Below are 13869 nucleotides of genomic sequence, written 5' to 3' on the forward strand. Positions count from 1 at the left end.
AAATTATAATTACCAATTATATATAACCTTTAATAATAAACTTATGGCGCACATAAAATTGCATAATGAAGAGTTACCGGGTATAGTCGGGTTGTTCGACTACAGAACAGAAACAGCACAACCTATGTCGGCGCTTGCCGAAGTTCTACTACGCGGCCCATCAAGCCTGAGCAGTGGCGAACGTGAAATTATTGCAGCTTCCGTTTCCTATTGGAATCAATGCCATTTCTGCCATACCTCGCACGCAGCGGCAGCCGTTGCCCATTTAAATAGTGGCCTGCCACTTATCGACGACATTAAAGCGGGTTTACCTAACACCCCCGTTTCAGATAAATTAAGGGCGCTGCTACACATAGCCCACCAGGTACAGGGCAATGGCAAAAACGTTACCGAAGCAGATATAACTGCAGCACGTAACGAAGGCGCAACAGACCTGGAGATACACGATACCGTGTTAATTGCTGCAGCCTTTTGTATGTATAACCGTTATGTAGATGACTTAGGCACCTGGGCGCCCGGCCCTAATGAAGCCTACGCCGAAATGGGCGAACGCCTTGCCCACCAAGGCTATATTAAAGTGCTGGAAGGAGCTTAATATTATTTCTGTTAGATATACGGGCAGTCTCAATTAAGGCTGCCTTTTTGTGTGGTTTTTATTAGTAAACGATCTGTCAGCATTTCATAGGCAGCTACAGTCCCGCTATCCACTCATACTGCACCGGCCTTATTCACCAGGCCGGTATCCGCTGCTATCAGGTTTAGGGTGAAGGTTCACTGGTTTATTGGTTTATTGGTTCAATAGTTCATTGGTCTTAGCTATTGTAGTACAGGTAATTTGCCATAGCATTAAGCAAAAAAGGCAGCGTGGTTTCCCATGCTGCCTTTGGTATTATATTATGGTGGTTAGTTAAGCGCCCGCATCCCTTCCCATCTGGGGCATAACTGGTTGTTCTGTTTGTTGGTTATGGTTGATTGGTTGCCTATGTTGATAGGTTCTAAAAGCAGAACTACTCACTTAATCAACTGCTCACCACTCACCAATCCCCATAAAACAAGAAAGCCCTTGCTGTATAGCAAAGGCTTCTTGATAAGGTTTGGCGCCGACCTACTCTTCCACATGTTACTGCAGTACCATCGGCTCTGGCGGGCTTAACTTCTCTGTTCGGAATGGGAAGAGGTGGACACCGCCGATATAGGCACCTGAATATCTTTAATGTTAGTAGTGAGTAATTGATTGAGTTAAGTGGTTAAGTAGTTCCATTTGTAACTACTCACTTAGTCAACCATTCTCTATTCACTAAGAACAATGACATATTATTGAAAGAAGTATTGATTTTCACTGTTAAACAGCTTATTGTTTTGGTTTTCTGTGGTTATTAAGTTATTCGGTTATTAGTTATTGCTAACCTGTAACTATTAACTCAATAACCACATTATCCGTTGTCGAAGAAAGCTTCGGGCAATTAGTATTACTCGGCTATGATGTCACCACCTTTACACCTGTAACCTATCAACGTAGTAGTCTGCTACGACCCTCAATGGAAGTCTCATCTTGTGGCTAGTTTCGCACTTAGATGCTTTCAGCGCTTATCTATTCCCAACGTAGCTACTCTGCAGTACACCTGGCGGCATAACAGATTCACCAGAGGTTAGTCCAACCCGGTCCTCTCGTACTAAGGTCAGCCCCACTCAAACTTCCAACGCCCACAACAGATAGGGACCGAACTGTCTCGCGACGTTCTGAACCCAGCTCGCGTGCCACTTTAATGAGCGAACAGCTCAACCCTTGGGACCTTCTCCAGCCCCAGGATGTGACGAGCCGACATCGAGGTGCCAAACCTCCCCGTCGATATGAGCTCTTGGGGGAGATCAGCCTGTTATCCCCAGCGTACCTTTTATCCTTTGAGCGATGGCCCTTCCATGCAGAACCACCGGATCACTATATCCGTCTTTCGACCCAGCTCGACTTGTCTGTCTCACTGTCAAGCAAGCTTTTGCTATTGCACTCCGCGTACGGTTACCAAGCGTACTGAGCTTACCTTTGAAAGCCTCCGTTACCTTTTTGGAGGCGACCACCCCAGTCAAACTACCCGCCAAACAATGTCCTCCATTGTATAGAGTTAGACACCAAATACAGAAAGGGTGGTATTTCAACGTTGACTAACTGACTCCTAGCGAAGCCAGATCACAGTCTCCCACCTATCCTACACATCCTGTAGCCGATATCAATGTTAAGTTGTAGTGAAGGTGCATGGGGTCTTTCCGTCCCGTTGCGGGTAACCGGCGTCTTCACCGATACCACAATTTCACCGAGCTCATGGCTGAGACAGCGCCCAGATCGTTACACCATTCGTGCAGGTCGGAACTTACCCGACAAGGAATTTCGCTACCTTAGGACCGTTATAGTTACGGCCGCCGTTTACCGGGGCTTCGATTCAATGCTTCGCCTTGCGACTAACATCCCCTCTTAACCTTCCGGCACCGGGCAGGTGTCAGGCCTTATACGTCATCTTTCGATTTTGCAAAGCCATGTGTTTTTGTTAAACAGTCGCCTGGGCCTTTTCACTGCGGCTGACATTGCTGCCAGCGCCCCTTCTCCCGAAGTTACAGGGCCATTTTGCCGAGTTCCTTAGCCATGATTCACTCGAGCACCTTAGGATTCTCTCCTCGACTACCTGTGTCGGTTTACGGTACGGGTTTTTACAACCTGAAGCTTAGCAGGTTTTCTTGGAAGTCTGATTACCATCACTATCAACTTACCCGAAGGCTCGCTGTACTATCAGCTTTCAGCAAAACAAGCGTACTTTACTACTCGTCCTATACCTACGGCCTTTAACGTTCTATTCCGTCAGAACGCGGATGTGTCACTACTCCGTCACTGCATCGCAGTTGTAAAAAGTACTGGAATATTAACCAGTTGTCCATCGGAATCTCCACCCGGATTATCCTTAGGCCCCGACTAACCCTGATCCGATTAGCGTTGATCAGGAAACCTTAGTCTTTCGGTGGGCGGGTTTCTCTCCCGCCTTATCGTTACTTATGCCTACATTTGCTTTTCTATAACCTCCACGTTAGCTTGTCGCCTTACGCTTCACCGGCGATAGAATGCTCCCCTACCAGATGCATTACTGCAAATCCATAGCTTCGGTATACTGTTTAATGCCCGATTATTATCCATGCCCGACCGCTCGACTAGTGAGCTGTTACGCACTCTTTAAATGAATGGCTGCTTCCAAGCCAACATCCTAGCTGTCTGTGCAGTCGGACCTCGTTAGTTCAACTTAACAGTAATTTGGGGACCTTAGCTGATGGTCTGGGTTCTTTCCCTCTCGGCCCTGGACCTTAGCACCCAGAGCCTCACTCCAGCGTATGTTATTCAGCATTCGGAGTTTATCTGGATTTGGTAGGATTTGACTCCCCCGCACCCAATTAGTAGCTCTACCTCTGAATAACTCAACCGCCAGGCTGTTCCTAAAAACATTTCGGGGAGTACGAGCTATTTCCCAGTTTGATTAGCCTTTCACCCCTACCCACAACTCATCCGGAAACTTTTCAACGTTTATCGGTTCGGTCCTCCAGTACGTGTTACCGCACCTTCAACCTGGTCATGGGTAGATCACAAGGTTTCGCGTCTACCTCCTCTGACTGCACGCCCTATTCAGACTCGCTTTCGCTTCGGCTTCGTGTCTTCAACACTTAACCTTGCCAGAGAAGAGTAACTCGTAGGCTCATTATGCAAAAGGCACGCCGTCACAGATCTAGTCTGCTCCGACCGCTTGTAAGTACACGGTTTCAGGTTCTATTTCACTCCCCTGTTCGGGGTTCTTTTCACCTTTCCCTCACGGTACTGGTTCACTATCGGTCTCTCAGTAGTATTTAGCCTTACCGGATGGTGCCGGCTGGTTCCCACAAGGCGTCTCCGACCTCGCGGTACTCAGGATTCCACTAACCTAACTTCGCTTACGCTTACGCAGTTCTCATGCTCTATGACTGGGTTTCCCACCCCATTCAGCTTCACTAAGTTATCGTATATTGTGGTCCTACAACCCCGGCTTTGCCGTAACAAAGCCGGTTTGGGCTGTTTCCCTTTCGCTCGCCACTACTCAGGAAATCACTATTGTTTTCTCTTCCTCTGTTTACTTAGATGTTTCAGTTCAACAGGTTTGCGCATTTGCATCCATTCTTCAAATGGATAGGTTTCCCCATTCGGAAATCTGCGGATCAATTCATATTTGCTAATCCCCGCAGCTTATCGCAGCTTATCACGTCCTTCATCGCCTCTGAGAGCCAAGGCATCCCCCGTGTACCCTTATTTACTTTCTTCTACCATTATCGCTTTTGCTCGATATGGTATGTCTTTATATTAAGATAGTTATTCAGTTATTGGGTTATTGAGTTATTCGTAGCTCTCTTGCGAGAGTAACTATTAACTTAATAACTTCTAACTTCGTAACTGTCCTTACTGTTGTTTCAGTTTATTCAATTACTTCTTCCAATATGTCAAAGAACTTTCACCCCAACCCCTAAAGGGGCTTTTGTCAATATCCATCCCTTGGTAGGGTTATGGAGGGTTTGGTGGAGAATAACGGATTCGAACCGTTGACCCCCTGCGTGCAAGGCAGGTGCTCTAGCCAGCTGAGCTAATCCCCCGGAAAATCTAATGAGTGAATGTTTTAATGAGTGAATGAGTGAATATTACTACTCTATCATTCTATCATTCCTTCCTTCTATCATTTGCCCCCTGTAGTCTCGAGCAGATTTGAACTGCTGACCCCTACATTATCAGTGTAGTGCTCTAACCAAACTGAGCTACGAGACTATTCTATTCAATAGCATCCGTAAGCCAGATGCCTGGTTAAAGCCAACCAACCTGATGGCTTCATCTTCTGGGTTTCCTTTAATCTAGTTGCGAGTCTTGAGCTTTGAGTTTCGAGTATTAACTACTCACCACTCACTCATTCAAACTCACCACTAAATCTGAATATCTTTTAAGTATAACATGTTGCAAAGCGCGTTTTAGCTTTGCTATCTGACCCGTAATCTTGGATACTGCTCCAGAAAGGAGGTATTCCAGCCACACCTTCCGGTACGGCTACCTTGTTACGACTTAGCCCCAGTTATCGGTTTTACCCTAGGACGCTCCTTGCGGTTACGCACTTCAGGCACCCCCAACTTCCATGGCTTGACGGGCGGTGTGTACAAGGCCCGGGAACGTATTCACCGCGTCATTGCTGATACGCGATTACTAGCGAATCCAACTTCACGGGGTCGAGTTGCAGACCCCGATCCGAACTGTGAACAGCTTTTTGAGATTGGCATCCTGTTGCCAGGTAGCTGCCCTCTGTACTGCCCATTGTAGCACGTGTGTAGCCCCGGACGTAAGGGCCATGATGACTTGACGTCGTCCCCTCCTTCCTCTCTATTTGCATAGGCAGTCTGTTTAGAGTCCCCACCATTACGTGCTGGCAACTAAACACAGGGGTTGCGCTCGTTGCGGGACTTAACCCAACACCTCACGGCACGAGCTGACGACAGCCATGCAGCACCTAGTTTCGTGTCCCGAAGGACTGATACGTCTCTGTATCATTCACTAACTTTCAAGCCCGGGTAAGGTTCCTCGCGTATCATCGAATTAAACCACATGCTCCTCCGCTTGTGCGGGCCCCCGTCAATTCCTTTGAGTTTCACCCTTGCGGGCGTACTCCCCAGGTGGAATACTTAACGCTTTCGCTTAGACGCTGACCGTATATCGCCAACATCGAGTATTCATCGTTTAGGGCGTGGACTACCAGGGTATCTAATCCTGTTTGATCCCCACGCTTTCGTGCCTCAGCGTCAATCGCACTTTAGTAAGCTGCCTTCGCAATCGGTGTTCTGTGACATATCTATGCATTTCACCGCTACTTGTCACATTCCGCCTACCTCAGCTGCATTCAAGCTCATCAGTATCAAGGGCACTCCGATAGTTAAGCTACCGCCTTTCACCCCTGACTTAATAAGCCGCCTACGCACCCTTTAAACCCAATAAATCCGGATAACGCTTGGATCCTCCGTATTACCGCGGCTGCTGGCACGGAGTTAGCCGATCCTTATTCTTACTGTACATTCAGCTTCTCACACGTGAAAAGGTTTATTCCAGTACAAAAGCAGTTTACAACCCGTAGGGCCGTCTTCCTGCACGCGGCATGGCTGGTTCAGAGTTGCCTCCATTGACCAATATTCCTTACTGCTGCCTCCCGTAGGAGTCTGGTCCGTGTCTCAGTACCAGTGTGGGGGGTCATCCTCTCAGATCCCCTAGACATCGTCGCCATGGTGAGCCGTTACCTCACCATCTAGCTAATGTCCCGCATGCCCATCATTGTCCTATAAATATTTGATCAAAAAACGATGCCGTTCCGTGATTTTATGCGGTGTTAATCTCTCTTTCGAGAGGCTATCCCCCTGACAATGGTAGGTTACATACGTGTTACGCACCCGTGCGCCACTCTCATCTGGAGCAAGCTCCAAAATCCCGTCCGACTTGCATGTATTAGGCCTGCCGCTAGCGTTCATCCTGAGCCAGGATCAAACTCTCCATTGTAAAATGTTTTTGTTTGTCCAGACCCTATTACTCAAAATAGAAATCTGTATTAATCTGATGAGGCCGGTAATCCGAGCTCCGTTACCAGAACTCTGCTTCCCTTATCATCTTCGTATCTTTATACAGTATCCTACGAGCTTATCAGATTTGTTTTCTTAAAACTGAACTTCAATCTTTCGATCTCCATTCCGCTTCGCTACATGTTATATCTTAAAAAAAGAACTTTTCACTTCCCCTCACGGTTCAGCTTTATGTTTTACAATCATTGCGATTGTTAACCTTTCATTTGTCATTCGCTAGGCATTGCGCTTCGCTTTTTCTTTCCGTTTACTTCCCTGGTTATCACCAGCTTTTCTCCGTTTTCTTTCCCCGTTTCGGGAGTGCAAAGGTAAGAAGCTTTTTGTTTTTTCCAAATTTTATTTGAAGAATTTTTTAGCTTTCTTTTCGATGATGATCAGCGCATTTTCATTTGCTTTTCTCTTCAGTTTCCCATCCGCTTATCGCTTTTGCTTAACCTCATTTTCATCTGCCTTTTTAAGAACTTCGCCTCGTTTCCGAAGCGGCTGCAAAGATGAGAATCTTTTTTGGTATCCGGAAATGTTTTTTAACATTTTCTTAACCTCTTTTTCAACCCCTCTTTACCCTTTCAATGAACATCCCGCTATCTCGTTTGCGGGCTGCAAAGGTATGAACCTTTTTTGTTTTTGCAAACCATTCGTATAATAATAACACACTATAGTTGCAATGCGCTGTTTATCAGCTCTAAAAAATCAACAGATTATCCAAACAACTACATTCCCAATTTTGTATCCAACATAAATAGTACGTTACTGTATATATAGAAGGGCGCTTTATTAAATGTTAAGTGGTATAAAAGCTATCATATATTGAGTGCAAAAGGCAGCAACTAATTAACATATTGCCCAAAAACCACTCTTCTTTATTTATAGTACTTTTGTAAATGATGCAACAGCAAGCCAATAATCCACTCCATGGTAAAACTTTAGAAATGATTTTAAATGAATTGGTAGCCCATTATGGCTGGCCTGAGTTGGGATCCCGCATCCGCATCAATTGTTTTAATGACGATCCGAGCGTTAAATTGAGCCTGAAGTTTCTCCGCAAAACAGATTGGGCAAGAAAAAAGGTGGAAGACCTTTACGTTTCCACCTCGTTTTAATATTATTTAGTTCATAGATCATAGTTGATAGTCCATAGACGAACCGAAACTATAAATCATTTCTTTGATCTATAATCTATAAACCATCAACTATAACCTACGAATGCTTTTTCTTATTATTCATTTTAGCCTTTAAGCCTGCACGGTAGTTATAGGTTTTAGCATTGCTGGCTTTCTTTTCGTGAAAGGCTGCGCCCGGGGCATCTTCATCGGCTTTAGCTTTGGCTGCTTTCTTTTCGGCAGCGTCTCCGCTTTTTCGTTCTTTTTCGATAATCAGGTTTTCGGGCAGGTCTGCCAAAGGGATCTTCTGACCAGTGGCTTGCTCGATCTTTTTAACTGCCGTTAATTCCAGATCAGTCGCGAAGGTAATGGCCATGATTTCATCTTCAACCTCGGGCGAATCATTGATCATACGATCGATGTAAGTTTCCTTTTCAACCGGCAGTTCAAAATGGATCAGGAAGGGAATATCATCCAGATCGAGTTTCTGTTCTGCATCATTCACCACAATTAACACCCGGGTATCAACACTCTTGAAATCATAGATTGATTCAAAACCATTCATCTCGAAAAACCACGGATTTAATAAACCAACTGTAGTTTTACGGTCGTGCAGGCTTTTGTATAATTTCTCGGCTGTTGGGCGGGTATTTACAAACAGCACTATTTTGGTAAACAGGTCTTCATCCTGCATAAACAGGTTGAGCAAGTTTACTTTGGTGCCGAAGTTGGGTACCAGGTATAACAGCTGCGGATGCGTATCAAACAGGGGCTCTCCTACTTCTTCAACCTCAACAATGGCGGGCTGTTTCATAAAAGGCGCAGTCATTTTGTTTAAACGATCATGGATTACCTCTGTAAAAACAAGATGCTGGCATTTAGGGATACTGTTTGCCAGTTCAACCACCGGCAATTGCAGGCCCTGCTTAACAACAAGTTCGGCATCATCGATAATCAGTAGTTCTATCTTATTTACATCGAGCCCCAACTTTAGGTAAATGGCACGTGCACGATCGGGTGTTGCCACTACAATATCGGCCCCTTCGGCCATGGCATCCATCTGGGCTTCTATACCCGGAGTTGCAAACAGGGCGACTATCCTGAGCGATTTGTTTTTATTGATCTGATTGATCTGGGCAATAACCTCTTCAACCTTTTCTTTATCGGGCACCAAAATCAAAACTCTCGGTACGCCATCGGGCGTATAATTAAACTTATTGAGTGCAGCCAGTATATAGGTGGTGGTTTTTCCGCATCCTTCGGGGCCAACGCCAATTACATCCTGCCCGCCCATAATGCGGGCCAGTGTTTTTTGTTGTATTTCTTTAGGAGCTACGAAACCTACTTCGTTTAATGATTGTATTAATCCTTTTTTCAGCTTCAATTTATCTAACCACGCCATATCTTGTATTTTAAAATCCCGGAGGGGCGACAAATTTACCCTTTTTAAGGCGCATTTTTAGCTTTTGACTGAAATTGGTTTAAAATAGTGGCTTAATATCAAGAGGTTAGCCGTTAAGCAACCCCACCATTAACCCTAATTAGCAGTCCGTTTACCCAACCTGCATCTTCACTCACAAGATAAGCTACAGCATCGGCAACCTCATCAACACTACCGAAACGTTCTAATGGTGATAGTTTTTCCATTTGTGCAATTTGTGCTGCCGTTTTACCCTCGAAAAACATTTCGGACTGAATTAATCCCGGCGCAATCATATTTACAGTGATTTGCCGGCCCCGTAATTCTTTCACAAATACTTTGGTAATAGCTTCAACCGCAGCTTTTGTACCTACATATAGCCCCATACCTGGTGTTGATGTAGCGACAGCGGTGCTCGAAAAATTAACGATACGACCTCCCTGGCTTAATCTTTTCGCAGCGAGTTTTAACCCGTTAACCGTGCCGCGAACGTTGATATTGAAGAGATAGTCGAACAAATCATCATCGCTATCAGCAATCGGGCTTAATTTAGACACACCTGCATTATTGATGAGCACATCAACCGGGCCATAGGTCTTTTCGGCCATATCGAAGAGATTCTCAAATTGCTGAATTTTTGATACATCAGCTTGTACAGCAATGGCTATGCCTCCGGCTTGTTCAATTTGCGCTACAACCCGCTGTGCCTCGGCTTCGCTATTGGCATAATTAACAACTACCTGGTAGCCATTTGCTGCCAGTTTTATGGCGATAGCTTTGCCTATACCCCTTGATGCGCCGGTTACAATGGCGGTTTTTACTGTCGAATTTTTCATTAACTAACTTTTTTACAAAGCTCGGCACCAGTAATTCTTTAAAATGGTGATGATTTAAGTATTTGCAGTCCTGTACTGCTTAGGCGTAACGCCAACAAAACGTTTAAATACTTTGCTAAAGTTTGACGGATCGTAAGTCATCAAAAAAGCAATATCCCTGATCGATTGATCTGTAGTAGTCAACAACTGCTTTGCCACTTCCATAATTTTTTCCTGATAGAAGTGGCAGGGCGATTTACCTGTATATTGTTTAATGGTATTGCTCACATGAGTAGGGTGTATATGCAGCAAATCGGCAAAGGTTTCTATCTCATACATTTCGATTGCCTTACCCGTAACAATATCCTGCAGGTGTTTATCCACTTCGTACAAAAAATCACGGGTGATTTCTTCGGGACGGGTATGTTGCAGAACAGGTGCCATTATTAATTAACCGTCAGCCTCGCCAAATACTGTCCGTGCTCATCTTCAATTAACACCTCCATGGTAAAACCCATTTCTTCGGCAATAGCCTGCATGGTGTGCTCGTCTATATAAAGCCAATTAAACCAATCTGTTTTTTGTTGATTGTATTCGTATTGATAAGTTATTTCGCCATAGTAACCTTCTGCGGGCAGGTTGCCTTCATATAAATAGGTAATGTCGGACGAATCGAATAGCAGCTGGGCATCTTCGTTCATCAGGGTTTTAAGGTGTGCAAGTAAGCGTTTCAGACCTTCGATGTTCCCAGCCAGGCCGATACCATTCATCAACAATAACAACGTGTCGTATTTACCCTGGTTATAGGTATAAATATCTGCTACGAGGGCTTGTTTTACGCCGCGGGTCTTCATTACTTCTACCGAAAGCGGTGAAATATCTATCGCAGTTACATCAATATCTTCTTCCTGCAGCAACAAGGCGTGGCTCCCGGCACCGCCGCCAATATCGAGCACCTTGCCGCGGCATTGCTCAACGGCAAGCCATTCTAAATCGGGCATGTCATCTTCTTCCCTAAAATAGATAGCAATGGGCATTTCCTCTTTGGGGCCGTATTGGTTGTGGATCCAAAGTTTATGTTTAGCTTTTTGATGATGGTAGCCGTGCAGTGCCTGGCCTAAAATGTCGCTCATTAATACAAAGGTATAAGCATAGGGCATTCAATTTTTATATTTGGATATAATTTAAAATATGCCCATTCAAAATTACGCCGTGTATACTTTTCTGATAGCTGGAATGCTATTGAGCATATATTTTAAAAAGCTCACCATACCAGCAGCCATAACCGGTGGAATAACCGGTCTGCTTATTTACCAGGGCGCAGGATTAACCGGCATAGCCATGCTTACACTATTCTTTATATTAGGATCGGGCGCTACCGGCTGGCAAATACGCAGCAAACAACAAATTGGCGCTGCCGAGAAAGACAAAGGCCGCAGAACCGCCGGACAGGTTATTGCCAACGGAGGTGTAGCTGCACTCATTGGCGCTATTATCTGGCGTATGCCAGAAGCTGCAGTCAGCCACCGCATTATGATGGCCGGCAGTTTAGCCGCCGCAACTGCAGATACTTTGGCTTCTGAGTTGGGTACTGTTTACGGCAAACGGTTTTACAACATTATTACTTTTAAGAAAGACCAGCGCGGGCTGGACGGCGTTGTAAGTTTGGAAGGCACCTTAATAGGTATTATTGGTGCAGCACTAATTGCCTTAGTTTATTCTATCGGCTTTGGGTGGGGTATTAGTTTTTTGTGGATTATGATTGGCGGCGCCATTGGCAACCTGGCCGATTCTGTTTTAGGTGCAACGTTGGAACGCAAAAATTTGATAGGTAATAATGTAGTTAATTTTTTAAATACCTTGATTGGTGCTGTGGTGTGTTTATTGTTGTGGAAGATGATGTAACAGAATTTGTAATCATTCAAGATTTTTACCCCTTATGAAAGTTATTGCTAAAGCACTGCCTCTGCTTTCCCCTAAATTAGGGGAATACTACTGTTCCTGCAATTTGCAGCAATGTTAATAAGGGGTAAAACGTAAGCAGAGAGAAAAAAACTGAGTTTATAACAATTAATGACCGAGCAACCCGAACATACCACCCACCGCAAAATCATCCACATTGATATGGATGCATTTTATGCTTCGGTTGAGCAACGGGATAATCCTGAATTGCGCGGCAAGGCTTTGGTTGTTGGCGGTTCGCCGGATGGGCGGGGTGTTGTGGCTACTGCCAGTTACGAGGCGCGGAAGTATGGGATCCACTCTGCCATGTCGGCGAGAGTGGCTAAGAAACTTTGTCCCCACGCCATATTTGTAAGGCCGAGGTTTGCAGAGTATAAAGAAGTATCACGCCACATCCGCGAAATATTTTCGAGGTATACCGATCTGATTGAACCACTTTCATTGGATGAGGCTTATCTGGATGTTACGGAGGATAAACTAAACATTGGTTCGGCGATTGAAATTGCCCAGCAAATTAAACAGGCCATTAAAGATGAGTTAAACCTTACCGCATCGGCAGGGGTATCTATCAATAAGTTTGTGGCCAAAATTGCCTCGGATATTAATAAGCCTGATGGGCTGAAGTTTATCGGCCCCTCCTCTATCGAAAGTTTTATGGAGAAACTGCCGGTAGAGAAATTTCATGGCGTTGGTAAAGTAACCGCGCAAAAAATGAAAGGCATGAACCTGCACACGGGTTTTGACCTGAAACAATTAAGCGAGGCTGAGATGACACGCCACTTTGGCAAAGCCGGACGATTCTATTATCAAATAGTGCGTGGTATTGATAACCGCCCTGTGCAACCACACCGCGAAACCAAATCGATGGGTGCCGAAGATACCTTTGCTTATGACCTTGCCGACATTGATGAAATGCACGCCGAACTGGATAAACTGGCTATTAAAGTAGTCGAGCGCCTGCAGCGCTATGAATTGAAAGGCCGAACCATTACGCTCAAAATTAAATACAGCGATTTTAAACAGATCACCCGCAACCAATCATTCACTACCCCAATTGCTGACCTGGAAACGATTGTGCAAACTGTCAAACAACTGCTGGCACAGACAGATCAAGATAAGAAGATCCGCCTGTTGGGGATTTCCTTATCTAACTTTAATGAGGTATCGCCTGCATTTAAGGAGAATAACGGGCAGTTAAGGTTGTTTTAATTTGTCGATTTGTTGATTCGGCAATTTGATAATGACATTCAAACACCGTTAAATCCAGGCAACCGACAACTGAAAACCGACAACCCTCCTTTATAATATATCTTTCGTAATTTGCGCCTTTCAGTAAATCAGAGAAATTATGCCGGTTATATTACACAAGTTCAGGGATCACAAGGTTAGTGCAGATACAGAGATTTTGATCCTGGGTACATTTAGTCCGGATACTGATGATAAGACGGATTTCTTTCATGGCCGTCCCCGCAACTTCTTGTGGCATTTACTGCCCATTTGCTGGAAACTCGATTCGCTTAAAGATGCGCCGCTTGCCGACAAGCAAGCTTTTATGGCTGAGCACAAAATAGACTTTGCCGATATTATACATTCATTAGAAATCCCCGAAGGTGAAGATGGCAATGTAGACGATGCTTTTGAAGACACTCACGTACACGAGTGGAAAGATATTATTACCCTCATTGATACCCTGCCCAAATTAAAAGCAGTTTACTTTACCCGCAAAACCTTTAACGGCATTGCCAACATGCGCGGCCAGGTTGTTACCATTGCCAAACATTGCCATGCCAAAGATATCAGGATGTGTAAACTTGAAACTCCTGCCAAATTTTTCAGCGAAGAGAAACAACAGCAATGGATTGATACCATTGTATTGCAGAAAACTTGCTTAAGACCGTAAGGTTAGTAGCAG

9 protein-coding genes, 2 tRNA genes and 3 rRNA genes are annotated in these 13869 nt (G+C 44.8%); 5 read left to right on the plus strand and 9 right to left on the minus strand.

Annotated features, from left to right (window positions below):
- The first annotated feature begins 43 nt into the window (after positions 1–43).
- Positions 44–595 (plus strand): carboxymuconolactone decarboxylase family protein, encoded by a 552-nt coding sequence (locus tag PQO05_RS25455; protein WP_273630322.1) that lies wholly within the window; start codon positions 44–46, stop codon positions 593–595.
- 497 nt (positions 596–1092) lie between these two features.
- Here PQO05_RS25455 and rrf read toward each other — a convergent pair.
- The 5 genes from rrf to PQO05_RS25480 form a co-directional block, all read right to left on the minus strand.
- Positions 1093–1204, minus strand: a 5S ribosomal RNA gene (gene rrf / locus PQO05_RS25460).
- A gap of 239 nt (positions 1205–1443) precedes the next feature.
- Positions 1444–4324: ribosomal RNA gene (locus PQO05_RS25465) — 23S ribosomal RNA — on the minus strand.
- 249 nt (positions 4325–4573) lie between these two features.
- Positions 4574–4650 (minus strand) — tRNA-Ala (locus PQO05_RS25470).
- A gap of 94 nt (positions 4651–4744) precedes the next feature.
- Positions 4745–4819: transfer RNA gene (locus tag PQO05_RS25475), tRNA-Ile, on the minus strand.
- 239 nt (positions 4820–5058) lie between these two features.
- A 16S ribosomal RNA gene (locus PQO05_RS25480) occupies positions 5059–6580 on the minus strand.
- Together the 16S, 23S and 5S rRNA genes with 2 tRNA genes alongside form the textbook arrangement of a ribosomal RNA operon.
- Before the next feature lie 961 nt (positions 6581–7541).
- Between PQO05_RS25480 and PQO05_RS25485 the strand changes: the two genes are divergently transcribed.
- Complete coding sequence (locus tag PQO05_RS25485; protein WP_273630323.1) at positions 7542–7760, plus strand: VF530 family protein; 219 nt, start codon at positions 7542–7544, stop codon at positions 7758–7760.
- 97 nt (positions 7761–7857) lie between these two features.
- On the opposite strand, the gene PQO05_RS25490 is transcribed toward PQO05_RS25485, so the two are convergent.
- The 4 genes from PQO05_RS25490 to PQO05_RS25505 all read right to left on the minus strand — a co-directional run bounded on the left by PQO05_RS25490 (position 7858) and on the right by PQO05_RS25505 (position 11128).
- Positions 7858–9162, minus strand: a complete 1305-nt coding sequence (locus PQO05_RS25490; RefSeq protein WP_273630324.1) for a DEAD/DEAH box helicase — start codon at positions 9160–9162, stop codon at positions 7858–7860.
- Between the two features lie 113 nt (positions 9163–9275).
- Positions 9276–10016, minus strand: a complete 741-nt coding sequence (locus PQO05_RS25495) for an SDR family oxidoreductase (protein ID WP_273630325.1) — start codon at positions 10014–10016, stop codon at positions 9276–9278.
- 54 nt (positions 10017–10070) lie between these two features.
- Positions 10071–10439 (minus strand): helix-turn-helix domain-containing protein, encoded by a 369-nt coding sequence (locus PQO05_RS25500; protein WP_273630327.1) that lies wholly within the window; start codon positions 10437–10439, stop codon positions 10071–10073.
- A gap of 2 nt (positions 10440–10441) precedes the next feature.
- On the minus strand, positions 10442–11128 hold the full coding sequence (locus PQO05_RS25505; RefSeq protein WP_273630329.1) for a class I SAM-dependent methyltransferase: 687 nt from the start codon (positions 11126–11128) through the stop codon (positions 10442–10444).
- Positions 11129–11186: 58 nt separating this feature from the next.
- Between PQO05_RS25505 and PQO05_RS25510 the strand changes: the two genes are divergently transcribed.
- From PQO05_RS25510 to PQO05_RS25520, 3 genes are all read left to right on the plus strand, one after another.
- Entirely contained in the window at positions 11187–11900 is a 714-nt protein-coding gene (locus tag PQO05_RS25510) for a DUF92 domain-containing protein (RefSeq protein ID WP_273630330.1), read from the plus strand.
- Positions 11901–12068: 168 nt separating this feature from the next.
- Positions 12069–13166, plus strand: a complete 1098-nt coding sequence (gene dinB, locus PQO05_RS25515) for a DNA polymerase IV (RefSeq protein WP_273630331.1) — start codon at positions 12069–12071, stop codon at positions 13164–13166.
- A gap of 139 nt (positions 13167–13305) precedes the next feature.
- Positions 13306–13857 (plus strand): uracil-DNA glycosylase family protein, encoded by a 552-nt coding sequence (locus PQO05_RS25520; protein WP_273630332.1) that lies wholly within the window; start codon positions 13306–13308, stop codon positions 13855–13857.
- The last annotated feature ends 12 nt before the right edge of the window (positions 13858–13869 follow it).

This window comes from Mucilaginibacter jinjuensis, assembly GCF_028596025.1.
GTDB lineage: Bacteria > Bacteroidota > Bacteroidia > Sphingobacteriales > Sphingobacteriaceae > Mucilaginibacter > Mucilaginibacter jinjuensis.